The sequence below is a fragment of the Legionella taurinensis genome (genome assembly GCF_900452865.1).
Classification (GTDB): domain Bacteria; phylum Pseudomonadota; class Gammaproteobacteria; order Legionellales; family Legionellaceae; genus Legionella_C; species Legionella_C taurinensis.
This window is the reverse complement of sequence record NZ_UGOZ01000001.1, coordinates 782,392-807,876: the sequence shown is the minus strand read 5'-3', so window position 1 is coordinate 807,876 and position 25,485 is coordinate 782,392. Positions and strand designations below refer to the sequence as shown.

Genomic DNA, 25,485 nt, shown 5'->3' with positions numbered 1-25,485 from the left:
CGCGCCAAATCCAGGCTTAATCCTGAATATTATACCCGCCATCAACATAGAGGATTTGACCGGTAATGGCTTGTGCTTTTTCGGACACAAGAAAAGCCGCCATTTCACCAATGGCTTCGATGGTCACTCGTTGATGCAGCGGGGCTTTCTGCGCGGCTTTTTCCATGAGTTCATCAAAATCAGTAAGCCCTGAAGCTGCACGGGTACTGACCGGTCCTGGGGAAATGGCATTGACTCTTATTTTTTTACTGCCAAGTTCAATGGCCAGATAGCGCACCGTGGCTTCCAATGCCGCCTTCACTGGTCCCATCACATTGTAATTCTGCACGACTTTTTCTGATCCGTAATAGCTCATGGTGATAAGGCTTCCGCCATGACTCATCAAGGGTTCCGCCGCGTTAGCCAAGCGAATGAATGAATGGCAGGAAATGTCCATGGCGACCATAAATCCTTCGCGGGAACAATCCACCACACGCCCCTGCAAATCGCTTTTCGGCGCAAAAGCAATCGCGTGGATAAGGAAATCCAGACGGCCCCAATGCGTTTGGAGCGCTCAAACAAGGCATCCATCTGATCCGCCTCCCTGACATCCAGCGGCATGACTATGGGGCAGGCAATTTCATTGACCAGGGGTTCGATGTAGGCTCTGGTTTTTTCATTCTGATAGGTTATCGCAAGTTCACAGCCTGCCTCATGCAGGACTTTCGCACATCCCCAGGCAATGGAATCGTTATTGGCTATGCCGACAATCAGCCCTTTTAAATGGGTCATGTGCGTTCCTCCTTCTGATTTTCAAGCACTGTCAGTGTGTGCAGTGCCATCATGTGTTCTTCATTGGCCTCGATGACGCGGACTTCAAAGGGTCTTAAAAAATCAAGGGAATGGACAATACGGTCGCGGACAGTCTCTGCGTTTTCTCCGATTCCCCCAGTAAATACCAGGCCATCGATGCCGCCCAGGGACACCGCCATCATGCCGGCAAATTGCGCAGTCCGCAGGCAAAAAAAGTCGAGTGCAAATCGGGCCCGGGGGTCTTCGCTGTTCTGCAGGAGGCGAACATCCTGGGTCCATTGCGATAAACCCCGCAACCCTGACTCGTAATAAAGAATAGACTCGGCCTCATCCGGGGAGAGTTGAAGCTCGCGGGTCATGTAAATGACAGCACCCGGATCCAGGCTCCCACACCGGGTACCCATGGGCAGGCCGTCAAGCGCAGTCATGCCCATGGTGGTATCCACGCTGCAGCCATTGTTCATGGCGCACAGGCTGGCGCCATTCCCCAGATGGGCGGCGACCAGGCGTTTTTTAATCAACTCCGGTTCGTTCTGGCGCAATGAATGAGCCAGCCATTCGTAGGACAGACCATGAAAACCATAACGACGAATGCCCTGATCACGAAGGGTTTGCGGGAGCGCATAGGCCGTCAATAAAGGATCATGCCCCGCGTGAAAGGCGGTATCAAAACAGGCAATTTGCACTAATTCCGGCTTAAAGGCGCTGAAAATATCGACCGCCATCAGGTTGTGCGGCTGGTGTAAGGGGGCTAAAGGACATAATTGCCGCAAATAAGCCATTACTTCTGGCGTGATCACCACACTGGATGTGTAGCGTTCACCGCCATGGACGATGCGATGCGTCACCGTGTTAATCGGCCCTCCCTGATTCTGCTCCTGAAACCAACGGAAGAGAAAATGCAAGGCCTCTTCGTGATTGCAATCGGCCGGAAGGGCAAGAGTCTGTGCCTGATTTGCACTATCCATGGCCATAAAGGAAGGGTTTAAGCCTAAATCAACAATCTTACCCTTGCGCAGGCATTTTAACACGGGCCTGCAGTTGAATACCTGAAATTTAATGCTCGAAGACCCTGTATTAATCACTAAAATCGAGTCGCTCATTTAATTTTCCCCGCTTTGCGGGCAGCGGCCATTTTAACCGCCAACGCGCAGGATAAAAGCCGGGTGCGCAGGGAGTCGGCACGGCTGGTTAAAATAATGGGAACACGCGCCCCCAAAACAATACCGCCCGCATCGGCATTCCCTAAGAAGGTCAGCTGTTTGGCCAGAATGTTTCCTGAATCAATGTCGGGAGCGAGCAGAATATCGGCATCCCCCGCCACCAGCGAGACAATGCCCTTCTCTTCGGCGGCCTGCCTGTTGATGGCATTATCAAAGGCCAGCGGTCCATCCAGAATGCCATCCACGATTTGGCCGCGATCCGCCATTTTGCACAGGATGGCCGCATCCACGGTCGCCTGCATGATCGGATTAACCGACTCAATGGCGGCTAAAATAGCCACTTTGGGCTTTTCCGCCTCGCCAAATAAAACCCGCCAAAGACTAATTGCATTTTGACAGATGTCCGCCTTCTCGAGCGCATTCGGTGCGATATTGATAGCCGCATCGGTGATAATGAGCGGTTTATGGTAGGAGGGTACATCCATGACATAGGCATGACTGATGCGGTATTTGGTTCGCAGGTTGGCGCTGGCTGGGACAACGGCGGTTAATAACTCGTGAGTACTCAACGACCCTTTCATGATGGCATCGGCATTTCCCGCCGCGGCCAGTTCCACCGCTCTGCCCGCGGCAGCGTCACTGTGCGGTGTATCAATCAACTCCCATTGACTGATATCAATCCCCGCCAGCCTGGCGGCGTCCTGAATTTTAACCTTTGGACCGATGAGGACAGGGGTAATCAGGCCGGCTTTCACGGCATCCGCTACCGCGGCAAGCACTGTGTCCTTGACAGGATGAACCACCGCCGTGCGCACAGCCTCCATCGTCTGGCAGGATTGGATAATGGCCTGAAAGCGGTCATGGTTATGAATTTCAACATGCGGCAAATCCGCTTTGGCCACGCGGATTTTTTTCGTCGGTGCAAGCACGGTGGCTAATCCTTCAATCACCGTCTCCCCGCGTTGGTTTACCCCTCGGCAATCCAGCGTCACAATGGATTTCGCCGGGAATTTATCCCGTACCGTAAGGGTAATGGTGACGGTGTCGCCTAAGCGGACTGGCTTTCGAAACTGGATATCCTGCTCAAGGTAAATGGTCCCCGGCCCTGGCAAGACTGTGCCAAGCAAGGCGGAAATGAGCGAGCCAGACCACATGCCATGGCCAACGATGCCGCGAAACATGTCGCTTTTGGCAAAATCAGCATCGAGATGAGCCGGGTTAACATCCCCTGACATCACCGCAAACAGGGCAATGTCATTCGGATTCAGCGTTCTGCTCAAACTGGCCTGCTGGCCCGGCATGAGCTCCTCAAAGGTGATGTTTTCCAGAAATTCCTTGTCCATTGACCCGTCCTTTTTTCATAACCTGACCCTGATTTAAAGATGATTTGACAGGATCGTGAGCGGCTTGAGGGAGGTGTTGTATTTTTCCAACCACTGCCTCTTGCCTGGTTACCTTATTATTTTCTTATATGATTATATTCCATATGGCGTTAATCCAAGCAAACAAACGAGAGATTTGTTCAACGCCAGCCTAAACGCCTTACCACGCTGTCATCGTAAAGGAGCTCCAAAACTGACAATGACTTTAAACTGTTCAAAAAAGAAGCTGACAAGCCCATTGCAGCGAAGGGCTATTTTGAGAGTGGACACGATGCCACGTTGTACCTATGCCGCAAAGACAAGTAATTAATTACGTTTGACTTAATCCAACCCATCCTGAAAATAGGGTAGAGAACGCCTCTATGGTAACTTATCGAGCGCGTCATGATCGCAGTTGAAATTAACATTTTTTTTACAAATTAATAATTTCTTAATCTAAGTCAGGTAATCTATTCATCTGCAATTAACTAGTCGTTAACAAATCCCTTAAGGGCGTAAACGAACGGAGGACTGGTAACTTATTAAAAATTTCTTATCTACGCTGGATTGTATTGAGAGATTTTAAGTTATCCGGTTTTTAAGACCTTCTTAATGCCAGTCATTGCAAGTCAATGTGACTGTGCCTGCCTTATTCTCACGATCAAAATCCAGTCTGACTTAATTTTAAATTCCAAGGTGCAAAATGACGATACGGTATTTATCTTTTGCTTTTGATGGCTGTTTATTGAATACGAGGTATTTAGAGCGTGTTTCCAAACAAGGCATCGGCAAAGCGGTTCAATCCGCCAATAAAATGCTTCTTAAACAATTAAAAAAAGAAGGCAAGGCTTTTACTCAAACGAACGTCTTCATTGGCTCGACGCGACGTGATTTTAACCCCAGCCATTGCCCGGCAGCGCTGGCAATCAGCAAGGCCCTGGGTGCCAGGCCAGACCCTTTGTTAATGGACGACATCCTCAAGGAGCGTCAGCCTGGAGAATCGTTTCATCGCACCATCAAAAGCCTGATTGACAACACCTTCAGCATCCCGCAGCCCGCCGAGGGAAAGGCTGGTCATTCCATTATCCCCCTGCTTTTTGCGCAACTCTACAAAGCAGCACAGGATAATCCGGATGAGGCGATTGTTTTTGAGGTATGGACAGGACGTCGTGAAGACATCGATCAAATTGAACAAGTGTTTGGGAATTATCGCAATTTTATTCCCTCCGGCATTCAACTACACATCAGACTGTATGATGGTGAAATGTATGAACTGGACATAGCATTGGACAGCAATGACTCCATTACTGCCCTTCCGGGCTACCTCCGTTTAGCCGCCATCATGGACATGAACCTTGAGCGGCTGGCTTTGTTTTCAAACGGGCTGCCTGATTTTGTGCAATCGGTATCCTCCGCCATCTACCCTCAGGTTAAAACCCTGTCACCCCCGACGCATGCGGATGACGACGACACAGTCGAAACCATTTCTTCCTGCCTTTTCTTTTCGCATAAACCGTCAAAACACCGCGACATTGACACAACCACCCTGTCCGCCCCAGGACCGAAGTAATAAAGCCTCCCCACTGCAAAAGCCTGATACATCAGGCTTTTGCCCATCATTGCCCGGTTCGTTTATTACATAAGGTATGGTAATGCTTTTCGAGCGATTTTAATTCCTCATCACTGAGTTTATTCAGATCAATCGAGGTATTGCTTGCCCCCTTATGGGATTTGATTAACTCATCGAGCTTCAAATTGATTATTTTGGTTTCGCGGTTCTGAGTGTTCTGAATTAAAAAAACCATCAGGAAAGTCACAATGGTTGTGCCGGTATTGATGACTAATTGCCATCCTTCGGAAAAATGAAACAGAGGGCCTGTCACCACCCAGAGCAACACAAAGCTTAACGCCAATAAGAAACACCAAGAGGTACCCACCGCCACGGATACTTTTTCTGCAAACGTGGCAAAATCAGTGTTCCCCTTCTTTTTCCGTCGTTTAGGTTGTTTAGCCATCACCTTTCCTTTCCATGATTGATTTCCTATCTTATGAAATTACGGACGAAAAATGAATGGCTATTCGCCCCCCCAATACTCATCCCAGAGGGTCAATTGGTGCGGGCCTTCCTTTTCAGGCCGTTTTCTAAAGTGATGCAGGGCCAGTTCCGATGCAGGCTGGCAATTTAACTGATAGCGTTTACAGGCCAGACGAAAGCGGGTTTGCAGTAATTTCGCGTACTCCCCCTCCCCGCGCATGCGTTTGCCGAATGTCGCATCGTAATCCTTGCCGCCGCGCATCTGGTTAATCAGGCTCATCACATGGTCAGCCCTGTCGGGAAAATGCTCAGTCAGCCATTCACGAAACAGGATTTTCACTTCATAGGGGAGACGGACAAGCACGTAACTGGCGTAACGAGCGCCGGCATCGCTTACCGCGTTAAGGATCTGTTCCAGTTCCATGTCATTGATCATCGGAATAACCGGCGCCACCATGGCCTGCACCGGAATACCTCGCTCAGTCAACTGGCGGATGGCGCGAAGCCTTCCTGACGGCGCTGACGTACGCGGCTCCATGATGTGTTTTAATTGGGGGGATAATGAGGTGACACTGACAGCGACTTTCACCAGATTCAGACGAGCCATTTCCGATAAAAGATCCAAGTCACGTTCAATCATGGCATTTTTGGTAATAATCACCACTGGATGACGGTGATCAAGCAACACCTCAAGAATACGGCGGGTAATGGTTAATTTCGACTCTGCCGGCTGATAAGGGTCGGTATTGGCGCCTAAGACCAGAGTCTCACACCGGTATCGCGGTGCATTAAGGGCGTTTTTAAGCAGCGTGGCTGCGTCCTTTTTATAAACGATTTTGGTTTCAAAATCGATCCCTGGCGAGAAGTTCATGTACGCATGGCTGGGACGGGCATAGCAATAAATACAGCCGTGCTCACAGCCGCGATAAGGATTAATGGATTGATTAAACCTCAGGTCGGGTGAATCATTGTGGGTAATGATGCTTTTGGAGGTCTCCGGTATCAACAGGGTTTCAAGCGGCGGCAACCGCTCCTCTTCCAAATCCCAACCATCATCAAACCGCTCGGAAACTGTTTTTTCAAAACGACCTTCGGGATTGCTGATCGCACCGCGATTTTTGAGCGTCTGATTGTATTTCACAGCGAGAAAACATGGCGATTTATTTACCATATTGAATCATATGGTCGCTTTATTTGGAACTCTTTTTTTATTATTTACGTCACAGGCAGCGTGAATACGAAGCACGCGCCCTGCGCGACTTTGTGTACCGATAAAACCCCGCCATGGGCCATGATGATGGTCCGGCAAATGGACAGACCCAGCCCTGTGCCTTGTGGTTTGGTGGTGAAGTAGGAATGAAGAATCTTATCCTGGATTTCGGGTGGAATACCCGGGCCATTGTCCTGAAAATACACCACAATATGATCGTTGGTTAAATGAGTGGCTAACGTGATTTCAGGATTCTCGACATCAGCCCCTTTCAACGCTTCAATGCTGTTACGGCCCAGATTTAAAATCACCTGCATGATTTTAACCCGATCCACCATGGTACTGGGTATGTTACTCAAAAAATTAAAGTTGAATTTTAACCGGGCTAAATCATGGTATAAAAAGCCAATGGTCTTGCGGATTAAATAATTAATGTTCGTTTGCTCAAGATAAAGCACACCCTCTTTAAAATTTCGCATTTTATGAATAATTTCTCCGGCATGTTCTGCCTGGCGTTCAATTTGTTTAAGCGGAAATTCAAGCGGATGTTCCTCACTGTCCTTTACTTTTTTTAAGCAGCTGCGAGTGTAGGCTTTGATGGCTGTCAATGGCTGGTTAATCTCGTGGGCCAGTGCAGACGTTAATTCGCCAATGAGATTGAAACGACTGACACGTTCAATTTCAGCCCGTTGTTTGCCGTCCTGGTAATCTTTTAACCGGGCATGGCTTAAATCGCTTATCTTAAAAATAATTTCATTTTTATGGGTTGATTTGTCAGGCAGGAAAAAATGAAATTCATAGCAGTAATAGGCATCGGCTTTATGCGTTTTATTTTCAACCAGAATAAAATTCCTGTGGCCGCGAGCCGCCTGTGAACAGGCCGCAACGACTTTATTTTTCAGCTCAGGAAAATCAGCCAGAACCCTCATGAGGTTATCATTTACCTTGATTCTGCATGAAAAAATTCTTGAAAAGGCCATCGCGAAAGCCTGATTTAAGGTTTGCAAATAAAAATCCTTATCCAGGAGAGCAATCGCGCTGCTTATGTTTTGATAAATACTATTGAGGGAATTAACCGATTTCTCTAGCTCCATGAGTTTTAATTCATGCAGTTTTTCCTTCGTGACATCAAATAAGTAGCCGTGAATGAGCTGCTTTCGGCAAAGAATAAATTGCAACTGCACGTATTTAATTCCCTTAGCCGAAAAAATTTCAAGCTCGTATTTTCGGCTGTATTTTTCTTCCAGAAAAACCTCGACGCACCTCATCAATTTGGCAGCGGAATTCTCACTTAAAAAATTAAGAAATGATTTCCCTACCAGGCCATTGGCCTCTCGACCCAGCAGTACGGTGGTTTGCACATTAATTTCATGAATAACAAACGAACGATCAAAGACCAAAAACCCACAGGGATTAAATGCCTGCGCTTCTTTAGCTATGCCTTTTACTTCATGCAATTCCGAGCTGAGTGTCTGAATTTCATCCGACTGCCTTTGTATTATTTTTTCGTAGAGGGTCAGTTTTAAATTCAGTTCATTTACTTTATTTTCGTCCAAAGAATTAACTAGCATATACATCCTTAAACCATCTAAATTAACTCATTGATTGGATAAATAGTGTTATTGCCCTCATACCTCGTCAAACAGACAAAGCAGTATCATTGATTGAGGGTATTTATACGTGCTCACCAACTTGCTTTTATTATTAAAAATGTTAATTTTATTATCCAGATTCTCCGGCAATTGCGTTCCCTGATTCAGTAATTGCTTCAATTTTTCGTGATCCCAATTTATTTTTAACTTAAACAAGGAGTACCCCGTTAACTTGCTGTTAACGAGGCCCGCTAAACTTTCAAATTTGGGGTTAGCAAAAACCACTTTGTAGTCTGAGGTTAATAACACAGCCGCTTCCGGCAATCTGTTCAATAACATTTGGTTGATTTCACTGAGCGTCAGCACCTCTTTTTCTAATGCAAGGGATGCATTTTCTGCTTTCTTTTGCGCATGGATATTAAGGAAGGTGATGACGACGCCATCAATCACATTGGTTACCGTGCGGTAGGGAATGATGCGAACCACATACCAGTGTTCACTTTTATCCATGACTTCCCTCGTCGTCGGTTCCAGGGTCTGTAACACCGTCCTCGCATCATCAACCAGATTGTCGTATTGCAGATTGGAGACAATATGGCTGATGGGGCGGCCAACATCGGATGAAATCAAATTAATGATTTCCGTGGCTTTGGGGGTAAATCGCTTAATGCACAAGTCTTTATCAAGAAAGATGGTAGCGATTTCGGTATTATCCAGCAGGTTTTTAATGTCGTCATTGGCGCTGGATAATTGTTCGATACGGCTTTCAAGTTCTGCATTGACCGTGGTCAATTCCTCATTTAATGACTGCAATTCTTCTTTGGACGTTTCAATCTCTTCATTGGTACTCTGCAGCTCTTCATTGGTACTCTGCAGTTCCTCATTACTCGATTTCAGTTCTTCATTGGAAGTTTCCAGTTCTTCAATGGTCGTCTGCAGGCTTTCCTTGGTGTATTTTAATTCCTGATCAAGCTGGGTAATCTTTTTTTCAAGTTCATCCTTGGTTTCCAGCCGTCTGCGCCCTTTTTCATGGTTTTGCCCAAAAGTCGCTATTTCTTCAAAAACAATCATCAGTAATTTTTTATGCAATGCCTCGGCTTCAAAAATAGGCCTGACCTTGAGATTCAGGTATTTAATTTCTGCATGGTCTTTGTATTGCAGGGCATTAAAAACAATTTCCTTTTTTTGAGAGGCCGCATTGCGTATGGCTAACGATACTTTGGCCTTCAGTTCGGGGCGAACCATTTCCAGGAAATGCAACCTCGCTTCTCCTGCAGCGAACTCCAGAAAGCGGCTTGTCCGACCGTAGATGTAGACAATACTTCCGTCGTCATCGATAACCACACAAGGATGCGTGTACTTTTTAAGCAACAATTGCTCAATAATTAATGTCAGATTGGGTTCATTTTCGTACATAATCTTTTCCGTAACTTTCATACTCGAAAATTCAGATAATGGCGTGCTCGAAGGCAAATCAATGACTGCCTGAAATGATGTGGCGCCCCCTTTTCGTTCAAAAATTTTCCATCGCCTATCCAGAATAGTAAATAAATCCCCAGAGCCTCCAATCGTCTCGGATGTGCCAAGAAACAACACGCCATTGGGTTTTAAACTGTAATGAAATAAAGGCAGAATTCTTTTTTGAAGCTGCGATGTTAAATAAATTAATAAATTTCGACAACTCAAAAGATCGAGTTTGGTAAACGGTGGATCTTTTATCAAATTCTGTGCCGCAAAAATGATCATTTTGCGTGTGTCGATATTGATTTTATAAGTGTCTCCTTCCTTTACAAAAAAACGCTCCAGCCGCTCTTGGGAAACTTCGGAAGAAATGCTGGATGGAAACACGCCTGTTCTGGCAATTTCAATGGCATCCTGATCAATATCCGTCCCGAAAATCTGTATATTAAACCGCTGCTTTACCCTATCCATACACTCCTGTAAAAGGATAGCGATGGAATACGCTTCCTCGCCAGTGGAGCACCCGGGTATCCAGACCCGTAACGAATAATCCTGGGGCTTGTTGTCCATGACTTTTTCAAGGATGATTTTTTTAAGAACCTCAAACGCCTCAGGATCCCGGAAAAAATTCGTAACATTGATTAATAATTCTTTAAACAAAGTATCCAGTTCATTGGGATTTTGATAAAGGTATTTGATATAAAAGAAAAGATCATCAATCTGCAGAATATGGAGTCGCTTTTGGATGCGGCGAAAAATAGTGTTCGGTTTATAGAGGGAAAAATCATGGCCGGTATGGTTATTCAATAACACCAGTATCTGGTTGATTTCTTCCGCCACGCTATCGAGTAATACAATGTTCTTATCGTGGAAATGCGCAATGTAATCCAACAAAAAGGGATACATTTTTTCTGGCAGCAAAATATAATCAACAAGGCCGGTATTAATCGCGCTTTTTGGCATGCCGTCATAGCGGGCAGACGCGGCTGATTGAACAATAATTAGTCCGCCCTGTTCCCTCAACGTTCTTAATCCGGCTGTGCCGTCATTGCCAGTACCTGACAGGATAATACAAATCCCTTTTCCTTTTTTATCCAGCGCCAGAAAGCGAAGAAAATAATCTATGGGCATTTTTAATTCATCGGGTGTTTTAGGCTCGATAAGCCTTAAAATACCGTGATGAATCATGACATTCTTACCCGGAGGGAGTACATAGACATGATTGGGCCGTACGACTTCCTCGTTACTGATGGACACAACCGTCAAAGCAGTGCAACTCTGCAAAAGTTCAGGCAGCATACTCGGTTGCTTTGGATTTAAGTGGGTTATAACAACAAACGCCATATTCGCCTGAATGGAGGGGCAAGAGAAGAATGTTCTTAAGGTCTCAAGGCCACCGGCTGAGGCGCCAATCGTCACAATAAAAAGATCATCATCCGGTGTTGTTAATTCGTTTACCATACTGTCCACATCAAGGTCGTTTTTTTGGTTATTTTATTCCCCATCCAAAGTCATCACTACAGGGCGATAAAGGTCTGGTATCCTACTTTAAATCAGTAAGAGCAGCACTACGGGTAACCCGAGTCAATTACTTATTGAGTAATAAGCCCCGGATGGTGTCTACATACCGTCGAGCCTCTTCCGCTTTTTGGGCAAAGTATTTTTCATTTTCTGATTTCATTTCCCGTGCTTTTTCAGCCACATTGTGAGCCAGTTTTTCTTTTTCTTCCAATGCCCTCAACGCGGCCCACAAGGCCGTTTCAGTACTTTGTTCATAAGCGTCCACCAAACCGTCCCTGCTGAAGGCATGCCCAACATGGCAACGGTATCGCTCAAAATTGTCGTCTTTAATTTTCCATAAGACACCCTGGCAATCGGGGCAGGTAAAAACCGAAGGCGTAGCAATTTCATCCATATTGACTCGATGCGCAGGCATGTAATTCATGGCAAACTCCAGTTCCAGCATCTGGATATCCGAGGAGGGCGCGCTGTTGTTTTTTATTTTTTTGGTGACTAATTCGATGAGCAGAGCAGCCATTTCCCTGACGTTAAGGCAATAATCGATAGGCACGTTTTTTAAGGCGTTTTTAGGCATATCCGGGTATTCCGCTTCCTTTAAATCCTGAACAAGAGTAATACCCCCGCATTTTTTAATGGCTAAAAGACCGGCACTTCCGTCATCGAGCATGCCGCTTAACAAAATACCAATGGTTTTTTCTTTATAATGCAGTGCCGCGGAATAAAAAAGAGGGTCAATGGCCGGACGCGAATGGTTAACCTTTGGACCTTCCTGCGTTGCAATATGGCCGTCGTCAATCACCATATGAAATTTAGGGGGAGCAATATAAATATGGCCTGGTTGAATGGGTTGATTATTGCGGGCTTCAATGACGGGTAATTTACAAATTCTGCCCAAAAGGGAAGGCAACATATTCTCCACAGTGGACGAAATGTGTTTAACAATCAGAATAGGCGCTGGAAATTCCGCCGGAAGTTCGCTTAAAAGATTTTTTAAGGCATTTAAACCGCCTGCAGATGTCCCGATAACTACAATCGCATTTTCCATACAATGCCCCAGTTCATTTGTTAGCGCTACCTTGAGTTATCAGTAACAACAGGACAAGCATAATACTGTCTGAACCACTTAACAATGGAAAAAAATTGTTTTTCTTCCGGCGGATTGGCATAAAACCCTAACTCGCCAGGGTGATCACATCGCCTGGCTCTTTTTTTTCTTCATTGTTCAGGGGATTTTTACCAAAAAATCCCTGAGATGCGCTCGATTTAGTCCCTTGTAAAAAAGGACTGCTTTGCGATAAGGATTCTTCCTTGAGACCGACCACGGATACTTTTTCATTCGCTGTCGTTGCCTTCAAAAAGGACGGTGATTTTTCCAAAAAATAAGGCGGCTTTTGTGCAACAAAATGCACGGCTTTTTCATTCTCTTTCTCATAGCGTTCTTTATGCTCAACCGTACTTAATGATTGTTGCTCATACTCGCTTTGTGAAAGTTGACATTGTTCTAAAAAAACATTGCCGCTCCACATCGCTGCCTCGTGGGCGATTTGATTGCCGCCATGGCCGTCATAGACGCCAAGAAATACCGGCTCCCCGTACACCAGGGTTTGAACCGCGATGGAGATGTTGTCCGTTGAGTGGGATTCGATGGCACAGGCTGCAAGGAATGCCGCAATATCAGCTTCTGTCTTGAAGCCCGGCTTATTCATCCGTGCAAGGCAGGTCAATAAATACATCACCTGACTTTCAGTGCTGGTGTCTTCAGCACCATCGGTGAAACCATCGCAGGTTGAAATCAGTTGAATTTTGCTGACAGGCTCTTCCTCCTCGTGCAATAGCTGACCGATACTGGCAATGTCCACCGCGGCGTCAGATATCGCTAATTTTTTCCCGTGGATATCGAGGGTATCGTAGTCGCCAATGGCGCGGGAAACCGAAAGAACCCCATTGATTTTGTTGGCATCCATACTGCCGCCGGCTTTAAGAATGCGTTCTTTCTCTGACTGGACAACAGGGTGATGAAGGGTGGCATTTAATCGGGTTGCACTGATGACGTCTCCTTTTTTTCCATAGGCGACCAAAAAGGCAACACTGTCGCCAACGGAGGCAGTAATCACACTGTCCCTGCCATCAAAAACGGTCATGCAGGCCGTTGTTCCTGCTTCCTCAGGCAAGTCTTTCGCCCGCTCATCGAGCAGCTTGCAGGTTGTCCAGAGGCGTTGTCCTATCTGTTGAGGGCTTAATGATCGCAGCTGATTCTCACCCAGGGTATGCCAGGCCAGCGCATCTTCCTGATCGGATCGCTCGTTTTGGGTTTCAAAGTAAGCAAAATGATGTTCCCTGTCTTCACCTTCAACCACCCCTTTTGAGGGTGTGGATATAATCTCTGGCATGGCCAAACCTCATGGTTGGGTCTTCAGGGATTGACGATTACTTTTTTACAATCCCTTGAAAAACCGATAATGTAGACACACTTGATACCATTTTTTATGTTCATAAACAACCACTTTGATCAAAAATGAATAAATTTGAATGGCTCCACCGCCTGATAAGTTTTAATACTGTATCCAGCAACAGCAACCTGGAATTGATTCATGAAATAGCAGGCTGGTTTCAATCTCATCAAATCGAGGCCACCATCATTCCTGGCACAGCGGATGATAAAGCCAACCTGCTCGCCACCCTGCCTGCCAGTGACGGCAGCCGCCAGGGCGGGCTGTTATTATCCGGTCATACCGATGTGGTACCGGTGGCCGGCCAGCTCTGGGAAACGGATCCTTTTCAAGCGGTTGAAAAAGACGGCCGAATTTACGGTCGCGGCGCCTGCGACATGAAAGGGTTCCTGGCTGTCGTGTTGGCCATGGTGCCTGAACTCAAACGCTCCACCCTGAAAAAGCCGGTGCATTTTGCTTTCACCTGCGATGAAGAAATCGGCTGCCTGGGCGTTGATTTTGTGGCCGACTACCTGAAACAGATCACGCTTCAACCCGAAGGCTGCATCATTGGTGAACCCTCCGGCATGAAACCGATTGTGGGGGAAAAGTCGCGGCGTGTTTACCATTGCCAGGTCCAGGGCAAAGCCGCGCATTCCTCCATGGTCACCGAAGGCTGTAATGCCATCGAGTATGCAAGCCGGCTGATTACCTATATCAATGATTTATTTAATCATTTAAAAGCCATAGGGCCTTTCGATGACGCATTTAATATCCCTTACTCCACCATATCCACCAATTTAATCAGTGGCGGTAATGCCTCCAACATCATTCCCGGGATCTGTGAATTCATGCTGGAAGTTCGCTACATTCCCGAATTTCCTTTAGAGCATTTCCGAAGCCAGGTGGAGAACCACATTAACGAGCAATTGTTGCCCGAGATGCAAACGACCTATAAGGAAGCAGCGATTTATTTTGATCAGGTCTCTGACGCCTCCGGTTTTACAGCACGCGAAGACGCACCCATTACCCATTTATTAAGGACTGTTACCGGCGTGAAAGAGCGGCTTAAAGTCTCTTATGCAACCGAAGCCGGCGCCTTTCAGGACATGGGAATTCCCACCATTATCTGCGGTCCGGGCGACATTGCCGAGGCGCATCGCCCCAATGAATTTGTGACATTGGATCAATTGATTATCTGTGAGCATGTCTTAAAAAATGTCATCCAGTTCTTTTGCGGGCAGGCGGGCAGCTAGCGATTGCGAATGCGATAAAATTTGCAATCCATGCCTAGAAAATGCGCTTCTTTATAAAACCGCATACCGCATTTTTGCATGACACGGAATGACGCCACATTCTCTTTATCCGCATACGCAATAATGTAATCCGCCTTGATGTTTTTTTTCGCCCAGTTGAGCAGGGCCTTTAGTACCTCCGTGGCATAGCCGCGATTCCAGAATTGACGATGGAACAGGTAACCGACCTTAATTTCACCGCTTTCGAGCTGGTCAAAATACGCCTCGCCTACGAAACGCCTGTCCTTCAAACGAAAAATCACAAAGCAGGGCAAATTTTTATTTTCATGATTTTCAAGGCTTTCCTGAATAAATTCCCTGATTTCACGCCGGCTTAACGTTCCTTCAGGAAAATATTCTTTAACCACTGGATCCTTGTCAATTTCTTCCAGGTACTTCACATCCTCTTCCCGGATGGGTCGTAACCCTAATTTTTGCGTTTTAATCACATAAGGCTGCATACGTTCTCCTGATCCTTAGGGCTGGCCTCGTATGGCATGACCAACCTTGTGCAAAATAGGCTATTCTTGTAATTATCGCAAAACAAAAGGATTTGAATTGTGAACCACAAGTTAATGGCCTTTATTGTGCTGTTCCTCCTTTTTTGCGCCCATGCCAAAACAGGTCCTCACAATGTCACGGCCTGGGTACAGCAAACCCTGATGGATACCCTGTCTGCCAGTTATGGCGACACCCCCACCGACATCGACAAGGTCAAACGAAATTACTACCCTGCCGCCTGGTGGCCAATGAACCATTTTTTCAGGGACAGGCTTGAGCTCATTAAAGTTAAAAAACTCATTCTTCATCCCAAACCCCTTACCGCCGCCCGCATCACTGCCTCCGGACCTTGCGGTACTTCCCAATGCTGGCGAATCAATCAATCGTATCAAATACCGGAGCTGTCAATCATTATCGATTTTTCACTCTTGGTCGTGCCCGCGAACACCATGTTAAAATCGAAATCGCCATTCCTCATTCAGAGTTTGTCGTTAAAAATCAATGATTATTAACCGACAGGTTTAGGTATCGCGCGTCTGCCTGGTTAATTCGACGGCCAGCGTCGTTTTAATGACAGTGAAATCGGCCAAAAGCCGGGACGATCCGTTCAGCAGATAAGCCCTCTGACGCAATTCCGCATCCATCATTCCATACCGGGTGGATTCCACATTTTGAATGACGCGATGGGTGTGGTTAATCCATTGACTGTCTACGATTAAGCGATTAACCTGCCTGTAAGACGTGGTGGTGATAAACAACAACACAGCGACTGCCAAACGAAGGACGGCATTCAGAACGCCTCGATTCCGGCGTGATTTTTTTAACAACGCGACGGCAAAAGACGAATATGTGCTTGAATTCTGGTTCATCCCTGATTCTTCGAATTCAATGATCCTTAGCAAAGTATAGCTGAATTATATATGGTCAGATTGGGTAAATTTCATTAGTTATGGTCCATGCGGTTTCACACCTTTTAAAGGGCTTGACTATACTGTTCATGAAAAGTCCAATCCATGTGATTAAGCAGGGAGACTCCCATGAGAAATGAGCACCATGTCGTACCCAATGCCAAAGGCGGTTGGGATATTAAAAAAACCAATGTTCAGTCAACCCTTGGCCATTATTCAACTAAAAAAGAAGCGGTAAATCAGGCAAGAATCATGAGCCGAAGCACCCAGTCTGAACTGGTGATTCATAACAAAAACGGACAAATAGCCGTTAAAGACAGCCACGGGCACGATCCGCGCTCCTCGAAAGGATAAGGGATTTAACTGCCCCGGTTAACCCAGAATAAAGAGGGCATTGATGAAAAAACTGCTGGTCATTTCAGTGGTGGCGCTCAGCCTTTGCGGCTTGATTTATTTAAGTCTGCCACTGTTGGGATTTAATATTGCCCTGGGGGAATTAGTTGGCAGAGCCCTTCCTTTTTTAAAAGCAAGCCCTACAGCACTGGCCTCCAAGGCTCAGGTTACGATTAAGCCCTACATTAAACATCTTGAAAATCCACGTTTTATGCACGTCACCAGCACGGGCGATTTACTGGTTAGCGAACCCTTTAAAGGCCGTGTGCTTTTAATCCCTTATCAACAACCACAACAACGGCGGGTTTTGATTGAAGGCCTGCAAAAACCCCACAGCATGGATGTTCATGACGGTTACCTGTACGTGGCTGAAGAGAATGCCATTGGACGCATTGCCTTTCAGGAAGACACCGGAACTACCGTTGGGGAGTATAAGCGACTCATTACCGGCCTGCCCTCCGGCAGCGGGCACTGGACGCGCACGATTCGATTTGGACCTGACGGCTACGCTTATGTCGCTATTGGCTCCTCCTGCAATGCCTGTCTTGAAAAAAATCCGCTGCGCGCCACCCTCAGCCGTTTTAAGCCCGGCGAGTCGCAACTGAGCATTTATGCCCGCGGTCTGCGTAACTCCGTGGGTTTTGACTGGTCGCCTGAGGATGGCAAATTGTATGCCACCGAAAATGGCCGCGATTTATTAGGCGATCATTTCCCCCCTGAGGAACTCAATGTCATTTTAGAAAATCAATTTTATGGCTGGCCCTATGCCAACGGTAACCGCGTACCCGATCCTGACTACGGCCAGGGGCATGAGCAACAGATTAAACAGTCCCTCCCCCCGGTGTTTGAATTTGACGCACACCAGGCGCCTTTAGGCCTGACTTTTATTAAAAACCGGCAATCCCCCTGGTACGGCAAAGCCTTAGTCGCCTTGCATGGTTCCTGGAACAGCTCGGTGAAAGTCGGTTATAAAGTGGTAATGCTCACCGTCGCAGGAGGACACGTAAGCGAAGAGGATTTCATCACCGGCTTTTTAAAGAATGGAAAAGTCATGGGCAGGCCGGTCCACGTGGTGGAAGGTAAAGCAGGGGTGCTTTACCTGTCAGATGACTACAACGGCATCATTTACCTCATTCAAGCCATGAAATAACAGCATTTAAACGAAATAAACGAACAATTATTCATCCACTTGGAAAATAGCTATACTAAGAAAAGCAGAATGGCTTCATGATGAGGCCAGCCACACTAGAGATGACTATGAAAATGGATTTGAACTGGTTCCACACAGGCCCTCTGCCTGACGATCTATTAACAGGCCGCTATGATCTGAAACTCGTCATTTTATCCTATGTCATTGCTGTTTTAGCCTCTTACGTTGCCTTAGACTTTGTGGGCAGGCTTCGCGCGGAAAAATCCCCACAATATAAAATTTACTGGATAACAGGCGGCGCCTTTGCCATGGGCGCCGGCATCTGGTCCATGCACTTTATTGGCATGCTGGCTTTTATCATGGCGATGCCCATGAGTTACGAGCTGATATGGACTATTTCCTCCATGCTGGTTGCCATTGCCGCATCGGCTTTTGCCCTCTATATCTTAAAGGATCAGAAACGTCCCTTCGCCGATATCGCCAAAGGCGGCGTCCTCATTGGGTTGGCGATTGCCACCATGCACTACATGGGCATGGAGGGCATGAAAACCCATGTCAATATTCAATACCTTCCCGGTTTATTTACCCTCTCTATTCTGATTGCTCTTTTTGCCTCGGAAGCGGCCTTATGGCTGACCATTGAAAGCACAAAACGAACCGGAAGGCAGCAGTTACTGTTTAAAACAGGCAGCGCACTGGTCATGGGGATCGCCATTTGCGGCATGCATTACACAGGCATGGCCGCTGCTCTCTTTACCCCCTTGGCCGGCATGAACATGGAGCACGCCACCACCATCCATCCAACCTGGATGGCACTCTTTATTGCCGGAGTGACCAGTTTGATTATTGCACTTGCCCTCACTGTCTCCACCTATTACCGAAAAATGCTCAATGCCATACAAAATGAGAAGGAATTTCTAAATGCCATGCTCAATAATTTGGATGACGGCATCATCGCCTGCGATGCGCAGGGGCGGATTACGGTTTTTAACCAGGCCCTGCACAAATTTGTCGGCGAGATGAAAAACCCGCAGGTGATGGAACAAGTCGATTATTTTGAACTGTATGAATTGAACAAGGAGACGCCACTTGCAGCGGAAGACACGCCGCTTTGCCAGGCACTGCGAGGAAAACGCATCCATGGCAAGGAACTTGTACTGCGATTCAAAAATGGCATCTCCCGCAACGTGGTGATTGACGGACAACCCATTATCCGTGAAGACGGCTATGCCTTAGGGGCAGTGATTGCCATTCACGACATCACCGAACTGAAACAGACTGAAAAAATCAAAAGCGAATTTGTCTCCGTGGTCAGCCATGAATTAAGAACGCCGCTGACGTCCATTTTAGGTTCACTGGGTTTAATCATGGGCGGTACTGTGGGGGAATTTTCAGACAAGGCTAAAAAACTGCTGGACATCGCCAATAAAAACTGCGAGCGCCTATTGCTGCTGATTAACGACATCCTCGATATGGAGAAAATTGAAAGCGGCAAGATGGTGTTTGACATCCAGTCCGTCGAATTAAACAAACTGGTCAACGAAGCCGTCATCGCCAACAAAGCCTATGGCGAAAAATACGGCATCGACATTGAACTCAAAGACGGCCTGCCGGATACCTATGTCCAGGCCGATCCCCACCGTCTCATGCAGGTTTTGGCCAATTTAATTTCCAATGCCGTTAAATTTTCCAACCAGGGCGGTAAAGTGTCCATTTCCTTATCCACCCACGGCGAACAGGTTCGGGTTTCAGTGACGGATCAGGGATCAGGTATTCCGCTTGAATTTCAGCCCCGGATTTTTCAGAAATTTTCTCAGGCTGACTCCTCCTCCACACGCGGAAAAAGCGGTACCGGCTTAGGTTTGAGTATCAGTAAAATCATTATTGAGAAGCTTGGGGGCAGCATCAATTTCAGCAGCCAGCCGGGTGAGGGTACGACCTTCTACTTCGACTTGCCAAGCAGTGCTTACATGCCAGCGGGAGAAATCAGTACGCCTGCCGCCGATGAGAAACGGTTTCTAATCTGCGAAGATGACCTCGACCAGGCGAAGTATTTAAGCCTGCTCATGGAAGCGTCCGGCTGGCAATGCGACATCGCCGGGTCTGTTGGCGAAGCGAAAGTGCTGCTCGAAAAACACAATTACGAAGCCATTCTGCTTGATTTAATCCTGCCGGACCAGGATGGTATTACCTTTATCCGTGAATTGCGCAATTCACCGAAAACCCATGATTTACCCATTATTGTCCTCTCCATCATCGCCGAAACAGGGCAGGCAATCATTAACGGCGATGCCCTCTCCGTCATTGACTGGCTGGAGAAACCCATCAATTTTGGCAAGTTAACGCAGGCCATTTCGCGCATTCACCATCCGCAATCAAACAGTCTGCCCGTGGTTTTACACATTGAAGATGACGCCGATACCCAGAAAATCATTCACGAGGTCTTAAGTAAAACGGTCAATCTCATTGCCGTGGATACCCTTAAAAAAGCCAAGACTCAATTGCTGCAAACCAAGGTGGATGCCGTGATTCTTGATCTCCTCCTGCCTGACGGCAATGGCAGTTCGCTGCTGCCGTTACTTGCCCAGCGCCAGATTCCGGTTATCGTCTATTCAGCGACCGAACTGGATAAGGATTTCTCGCGCTATGTCATTGATGCACTGGTGAAATCAAAAATCACCAATAATGAACTGTTGACTAAAATTAAGAATCTGTTTCCTGAACCATTAAAGGAAGATCACTATGTCCAACAAAACTCTTAATACCATTCTTTATGCCGAGGACGAGTCGGACATCAGGGAAATCGCGCAAATCGCGCTGGAAGATTTAGGCGGCTTTGAGGTGATTTATTGCACGAATGGCTTTGAGGTCCTTAAAGCGGCTAAAGAAACAGCACCCGATTTATTGCTTCTCGACGTCATGATGCCCGGCATGGATGGCCCAACAGCCTTAAGCGAACTGCGTAAAATGCCAGGTTATGTGCAAATCCCAGCGATTTTCATGACCGCAAAAATCCAAAGCGAAGAAATACAGCACTACATGTCCATGGGTGCGTTGGAAGTGATTTCCAAACCTTTTGATCCGATGACATTGGCCGATAAGATTAAATCGGCCTGGGAAAGACAGGCATGAACGAAGATGTACAGCATAAGTTAAACGCGTTATTTGCAACGTATCGCCAAAGCCTGCCCGGTAAAATCGAGACCCTGCGGGAGGAATGGACCGCTTTGCTGAAAGAATGGGATAAAGCGCGTCTGATTGATTTTCATCGCAATGTCCACAGCCTGTGCGGCTCGGCAGGAACCTATGGCTATACTGAATTGGGAAAAGCCGCCCGCGCGCTGGAAGTTTATTTAAAATCCCTGCTGGAGCGCCCTGATCCTCTTTCGTTGAACGAACAACGCGAGATAGAACAATTACTGAAATACCTGGAATTGATCCTGACTGACTGTATCGCCGAGACCCCTTCCCCGGGTCCGGTGAAGGTTGCAAAAAAGCCGCAGGAATCACTGGTGTATTTATTAAGCAATAGCGATTCGCTGGCAGAAGAATTAAAAAAAAATCTGGAGGAATCAGATTTAAAATTACTCAAAATAACTCAGGCGGTATCGCTCAAGGACATGATTGAAAAAAAGATACCCGCAGCCATCCTCATTGATCTGGATTCCCTAAGAGAGAAAGAGACCGAATTCTTAACCGATTTCTTAAGCCAATTTAAACGGTCCATCCCTTTGTTTTGCTTAGCCCGTCAGGGGGATATCCTAACCCGGCTTAGAGCCATCCGTCTTGGCAGCACGGATTTTTATCAAAAACCCCTCGATCCTTTTCTGCTGGCTAAAAAATTAATTCAAATCACCATCGGCCAACCGCGGGAGCCTTACCGCATCCTCATCATTGATGACTCGATCTCGGTTGCGGAATACTACACCCTGATTTTAAAAGAAGCCGGCATGGAGGCGCGCTTTATTACCAACCCGCTGGCACTCATTGAATCCATTGAAGATTTTCAACCGGATTTGCTGCTTATGGATATCTATATGCCGGAATGCACAGGCCTTGAACTGGCCGTCCTGCTGCGGCAGGAACCGCAATACACCGGGATTCCCATTGTTTTTCTCTCCAGCGAAGGCGATCGCGTCAAACAATTGTCCGCGTTGAACCTTGGCGGTGATGATTTCCTGTTAAAACCCGTTGAGCCTCAGGATTTGATTCATGTCCTGACGTCCCGTGCCAAACGGGCCCGGGTACTGGGATCACTCATGGTCAAAGACAGCTTTACCGGACTGTATAACCACACCAACATTATCCAGCGTCTTGAAAATGAAGTATCGCGTGCTCAGCGTAATAAAAGGCCCCTGTCGTTTGCCATGCTGGACATCGATCATTTTAAATTAATCAATGACAATTTCGGCCACCCCGTGGGCGATCAGGTCATCCGTAAAATTGCTATTCTGCTGCAGAATTCCTTTCGGCGCTCAGACATTATCGGCCGTTATGGCGGTGAGGAGTTTGCTGTCGTCCTGCCTGAAGTGCAGCAGGCCCATGCCATTCGCATCTGCGACAATTTTCGTCACCAGGTGTCCCAGTTGCAATTTGAGGCCGACAATCACCATTTCGTGGTCACGCTCAGCGTGGGGATTGCCTGCTGCCCGCCGCTCAAGGAGGTTCAACCCTTGATTAATGCCGCGGATAAAGCGTTGTATATCGCCAAACACAATGGCAGAAATCAGGTCGTTGCCTTCAATGAATCAATCGATTCGCTCTAAGGCCCGCAGCGGCTATCTCAAGCCTTTAGGTTGTTTTATCAATTGTCTGGGTGTTTTTTAAGGTGCTTTGCTTTATTTTGTCCATAAGCGCCCCGAGCTTCTTATTTTCCACCTCGGATAACAGCTCCTGACTCTGTAATTGGCTATAATTGATTTCTGCTTCTTCCAGTTTGGCCATCACCTGTTTATCCGGTGTTTCTTTTTTCGCTTCATTCGCTATCTGCGTCAGGATGCCTTCACAATGATTATACCGGATCTTATCCTTTAATTTTTTAACCTCAGGTAAGGACTCATCCTGACGCTTTAACCATTGTAAAGCCAGATTATTGTAATTTTCCAACAAGTTATATTGCTCTTGTTGTTTGGCAATGATTAATAAATTGGAATATATTTTCACTAACTCCAAGGAGTATTCCGCTGAAAAAAAGGTGCCTAACAGGTTAGCCGCGGCCTTGTAATAAATCTTCGCAGTCGCTTTCTGGTCATTTAGAAAAAGCCGGCCGGCAACCTCCTTGTAACTCCTCGCCAAATCAAGCAATTCGTCTTTAACAACGTTCTGTTTATGGGCTGGCATCAATTCCAGGGCACTAAATAAGGCTTTCTCGCAATCGCGCAAGGCTTCCTCCTGAAGAACGACACTGGTTTTGGATAGACGAATTCGTCGGATAGGCTGTTGGTCGCTTTTTTCATGTGCGGCAATCGCAAAATGCTCTCTGGCCAGAGCCAGCTGTTCCAGTGCGAGTTGTGTATTGATGTCATCCAGGCCAGCCTCAAGCGTTAACCGGTCGATATCGGTCTCGGCCTGGGATAAAGCCGCCATGTACATTTTTTTCGTTTGGGGCAGGGCATTTTTTATTTTTTCTTTCTCCAGGCGGTACTCCGATTGCAGGGTCTGCTCATGCCATCCCATGGGATTTTGCACCAACACCTCATAGGGTTTTAATGCCCCAGGTATAATTCCGCCGCTTTTAACCAATGCCGTAATAAACGATTCTGCTCTTAAAACGCCGCTGCGAATTCCTATTCCCAGGCGAAAATCCGGTTTGATGTGCGCATCACCCATAGGTAACGCAATGAAGGGCAAGGCACTGGTTTGCAGATAGACTTCATTCACCTTGTCCGGATCGACAACAAAAGCGCTGAATTTCAGAGGATCGTCTTCGACGTGGAACTTAAGCGCATGGCCTGTCTTGAATTCGATTAACGCCGACAACCACTCCTTCTGTTTGGATTGGGAAATCGAATTAAACTGCGGCGGGGTTTCATAATAAAGATAAAAAAGCACCGACTCGTCAGTGGTGTAGCGGCGTTGACTGAGTTCCGGCTCAACAAATTCAGGCCATTTAAATTCACTGCGCAAACGCTGCAACCCCAATGCACGCTGCAAAGGATCCCTTTTGGTGTCTTCAATCATTCGTGCAGCATTGGTGGTATCCATGGTCACATAGGCAACAAAATGATTTTTCCTGGGATTATCAGCCACCGTTGAAACCGTGAATTTGGTCCCAGGTGACAACTGGCTGTTGACTGAGGAAATCAGTTTGCGCCTTGCTCCCGTGCAATCAAACGCGTAATCACACGTCAGGCGCTGGCCATTATCAAGCAGTAAATCCCCCTGCGGGCTCATGCCGGTCAGAGCGGCTTTTACAAACTGGATGGGGTAATGCTTTGCCTCCTTGAGCAAAGCCGCTTCCAGCCGGCCGATGAAGATGGAACTGTCACTGTCATCACTGGCTTTCAGTACCTCATTACCGAGTTTGATGTGCCGTTCAATCAAGTCCAGCACATTCTTTGCAACAATGCCCGGCCGATTGTAATCATTGAGTTTCGGTTCAATGATGATGATTTTAAATTCACTCAATTGACTGCCTAAGACCTGGCTCAACCGGATGGCCAGATACAAACCGATGGGACCGCCGCCTACAATAGCAATTGTTTTCATTTTTGCAACAAAATAATCAAAACATAATCTAATTGTAATTAAAAATTATTATGTGATTATTAACAGATCAAAATGTTGCCCTGTCGCCCGCGGCTCGGCCCCAGCGTCTATAGTTATAAAAAGGACTTCTTGCAGGCTCATCATGGAAAAAAAGGGGGTTCATATCGGCACGTCAGGCTGGAGCTATCCTGGCTGGATAGGGATTTTCTATCCTGAAAAAATAAAACCCGACCAGGTTTTGCCCTGTTATACCCAGACGTTTGCTTCCGTTGAACTCAACAACAGTTTTTATCAGGTTCCCAAAGAAAAAAATGTCAGGAAATGGGTGGCCATGACGCCACCGGACTTTGTTTTTTCCTGCAAAGCCAACCGTTACATCACCCACATCAAGCGTTTACGCGACATAACTGAAAGTACCGTCAACCTGCTCCAGGCATTCAGTCATTTTGAGGAAAAACTAGGGGCCATACTTTTCCAGTTTCCACCCTATTGGCCTGTCAATATCCCGGTACTTCAGGCTTTTGTTGAAAGTCTGCCCAAGCAATACCTGTACACCTTTGAGTTTCGTCATAAAAGCTGGTTTTGCGACGCGCTTTATGAATTACTGCACCAGCATGGCATGAGCCTGTGTTTTTATGACTTTAAAACTTACCAGTCTCCGGAGGTGGTGACCGGCTCCTTTATCTACATTCGCATGCACGGCCCTGACCCTTCGGCCTATCAGGGTTCTTACGACGACGAGACGCTCAAACGTTACGCCAGTAAGATAGTCGCCTGGCACGACGAAGGAAAACCGGTCTTCTGTTATTTTGATAATGATGAAAAATGTTGCGCCCCCAACGACGCCTTTCGACTTAAAACGTTAATCCATTCAATTGCCTAGCGGTCTTCACACCTCCTCCTGGAAAAGAAGTGTAGATTTTTTTACCTAACCCCTTTACATTAAAACGAGGGATGATCTAAAAG

General features: G+C 46.8%; 20 protein-coding genes and 1 pseudogene. 9 read left to right on the top strand and 12 right to left on the bottom strand.

The window, feature by feature from the left end:
- Positions 1-16: 16 nt before the first annotated feature.
- The 3 genes and pseudogenes from fabI to DYE45_RS03795 form a co-directional block, all read right to left on the bottom strand.
- Positions 17-771, bottom strand: a pseudogene (fabI, locus tag DYE45_RS03805) (enoyl-ACP reductase FabI).
- Positions 768-1,895, bottom strand: coding sequence for an acetate/propionate family kinase (locus DYE45_RS03800; protein WP_115300482.1), 1,128 nt, complete (start codon positions 1,893-1,895; stop codon positions 768-770). Before DYE45_RS03800 ends, fabI begins: the two are co-directional and overlap by 4 nt.
- Entirely contained in the window at positions 1,892-3,298 is a 1,407-nt protein-coding gene (locus tag DYE45_RS03795) for a bifunctional enoyl-CoA hydratase/phosphate acetyltransferase (protein WP_108294033.1), read from the bottom strand. Before DYE45_RS03795 ends, DYE45_RS03800 begins: the two co-directional genes overlap by 4 nt.
- A 721-nt stretch (positions 3,299-4,019) precedes the next feature.
- On the opposite strand from DYE45_RS03795, the gene DYE45_RS03790 reads away from it, so the two are divergent.
- Complete coding sequence (locus DYE45_RS03790; protein WP_115300481.1) at positions 4,020-4,886, top strand: hypothetical protein; 867 nt, start codon at positions 4,020-4,022, stop codon at positions 4,884-4,886.
- Between the two features lie 46 nt (positions 4,887-4,932).
- Here DYE45_RS03790 and DYE45_RS03785 read toward each other — a convergent pair whose 3' ends face one another.
- From DYE45_RS03785 to DYE45_RS03760, 6 genes are all read right to left on the bottom strand, one after another.
- Positions 4,933-5,331, bottom strand: coding sequence for a low affinity iron permease family protein (locus tag DYE45_RS03785; RefSeq protein ID WP_115300480.1), 399 nt, complete (start codon positions 5,329-5,331; stop codon positions 4,933-4,935).
- Between the two features lie 60 nt (positions 5,332-5,391).
- On the bottom strand, positions 5,392-6,522 hold the full coding sequence (locus DYE45_RS03780) for a PA0069 family radical SAM protein (RefSeq protein WP_165481691.1): 1,131 nt from the start codon (positions 6,520-6,522) through the stop codon (positions 5,392-5,394).
- A gap of 44 nt (positions 6,523-6,566) precedes the next feature.
- Positions 6,567-8,132 carry a PAS domain-containing sensor histidine kinase gene (locus DYE45_RS03775; protein WP_160160670.1) on the bottom strand — a complete coding sequence of 522 codons (1,566 nt, stop codon included), beginning with the start codon at positions 8,130-8,132 and terminating at the stop codon, positions 6,567-6,569.
- Between the two features lie 57 nt (positions 8,133-8,189).
- The gene (locus tag DYE45_RS03770) at positions 8,190-11,075 is read right to left on the bottom strand and encodes a CheR family methyltransferase (protein WP_108294025.1); all 2,886 of its coding nucleotides are present in this window, start codon (positions 11,073-11,075) and stop codon (positions 8,190-8,192) included.
- Between the two features lie 127 nt (positions 11,076-11,202).
- On the bottom strand, positions 11,203-12,180 hold the full coding sequence (locus DYE45_RS03765; RefSeq protein WP_108294023.1) for a chemotaxis protein CheB: 978 nt from the start codon (positions 12,178-12,180) through the stop codon (positions 11,203-11,205).
- A 127-nt stretch (positions 12,181-12,307) separates the two neighbouring features.
- Positions 12,308-13,525, bottom strand: coding sequence for a PP2C family serine/threonine-protein phosphatase (locus DYE45_RS03760; protein WP_108294021.1), 1,218 nt, complete (start codon positions 13,523-13,525; stop codon positions 12,308-12,310).
- A 125-nt stretch (positions 13,526-13,650) separates the two neighbouring features.
- Here DYE45_RS03760 and argE point away from each other — a divergent pair, with 125 nt between their 5' ends.
- A complete protein-coding gene (gene argE / locus DYE45_RS03755; RefSeq protein ID WP_108294019.1) occupies positions 13,651-14,820 on the top strand; it encodes an acetylornithine deacetylase in 1,170 nt (389 codons plus the stop codon).
- Here the strand turns inward: argE and DYE45_RS03750 are convergent.
- Positions 14,817-15,320, bottom strand: coding sequence for a GNAT family N-acetyltransferase (locus tag DYE45_RS03750; RefSeq protein WP_108294017.1), 504 nt, complete (start codon positions 15,318-15,320; stop codon positions 14,817-14,819). The two genes, argE and DYE45_RS03750, sit on opposite strands and share 4 nt — an antisense overlap.
- Before the next feature lie 99 nt (positions 15,321-15,419).
- Here DYE45_RS03750 and DYE45_RS03745 point away from each other — a divergent pair, with 99 nt between their 5' ends.
- Complete coding sequence (locus DYE45_RS03745; RefSeq protein WP_242602702.1) at positions 15,420-15,872, top strand: hypothetical protein; 453 nt, start codon at positions 15,420-15,422, stop codon at positions 15,870-15,872.
- A gap of 9 nt (positions 15,873-15,881) precedes the next feature.
- Here DYE45_RS03745 and DYE45_RS03740 read toward each other — a convergent pair whose 3' ends face one another.
- Positions 15,882-16,229, bottom strand: coding sequence for a CHASE3 domain-containing protein (locus tag DYE45_RS03740; protein ID WP_115300479.1), 348 nt, complete (start codon positions 16,227-16,229; stop codon positions 15,882-15,884).
- 168 nt (positions 16,230-16,397) lie between these two features.
- Here DYE45_RS03740 and DYE45_RS03735 point away from each other — a divergent pair, with 168 nt between their 5' ends.
- The 5 genes from DYE45_RS03735 to DYE45_RS03715 all read left to right on the top strand — a co-directional run bounded on the left by DYE45_RS03735 (position 16,398) and on the right by DYE45_RS03715 (position 22,577).
- Positions 16,398-16,622, top strand: a complete 225-nt coding sequence (locus DYE45_RS03735; RefSeq protein WP_108294011.1) for a DUF2188 domain-containing protein — start codon at positions 16,398-16,400, stop codon at positions 16,620-16,622.
- A 43-nt stretch (positions 16,623-16,665) separates the two neighbouring features.
- A complete protein-coding gene (locus DYE45_RS03730) occupies positions 16,666-17,811 on the top strand; it encodes a PQQ-dependent sugar dehydrogenase (protein WP_115300478.1) in 1,146 nt (381 codons plus the stop codon).
- Between the two features lie 101 nt (positions 17,812-17,912).
- Positions 17,913-20,573 carry a hybrid sensor histidine kinase/response regulator gene (locus DYE45_RS03725; RefSeq protein ID WP_242602703.1) on the top strand — a complete coding sequence of 887 codons (2,661 nt, stop codon included), beginning with the start codon at positions 17,913-17,915 and terminating at the stop codon, positions 20,571-20,573.
- Positions 20,554-20,943, top strand: a complete 390-nt coding sequence (locus DYE45_RS03720; RefSeq protein ID WP_108294005.1) for a response regulator — start codon at positions 20,554-20,556, stop codon at positions 20,941-20,943. Before DYE45_RS03725 ends, DYE45_RS03720 begins: the two co-directional genes overlap by 20 nt.
- On the top strand, positions 20,940-22,577 hold the full coding sequence (locus DYE45_RS03715) for a diguanylate cyclase (RefSeq protein ID WP_115300476.1): 1,638 nt from the start codon (positions 20,940-20,942) through the stop codon (positions 22,575-22,577). The genes DYE45_RS03720 and DYE45_RS03715 overlap by 4 nt, the downstream gene beginning before the upstream one ends.
- A 25-nt stretch (positions 22,578-22,602) precedes the next feature.
- Here the strand turns inward: DYE45_RS03715 and DYE45_RS03710 are convergent, their stop codons facing one another.
- Positions 22,603-24,519, bottom strand: coding sequence for an FAD-dependent oxidoreductase (locus DYE45_RS03710; RefSeq protein WP_115300475.1), 1,917 nt, complete (start codon positions 24,517-24,519; stop codon positions 22,603-22,605).
- A gap of 142 nt (positions 24,520-24,661) precedes the next feature.
- Here DYE45_RS03710 and DYE45_RS03705 point away from each other — a divergent pair, with 142 nt between their 5' ends.
- Entirely contained in the window at positions 24,662-25,402 is a 741-nt protein-coding gene (locus tag DYE45_RS03705; RefSeq protein WP_108293999.1) for a DUF72 domain-containing protein, read from the top strand.
- The last annotated feature ends 83 nt before the right edge of the window (positions 25,403-25,485 follow it).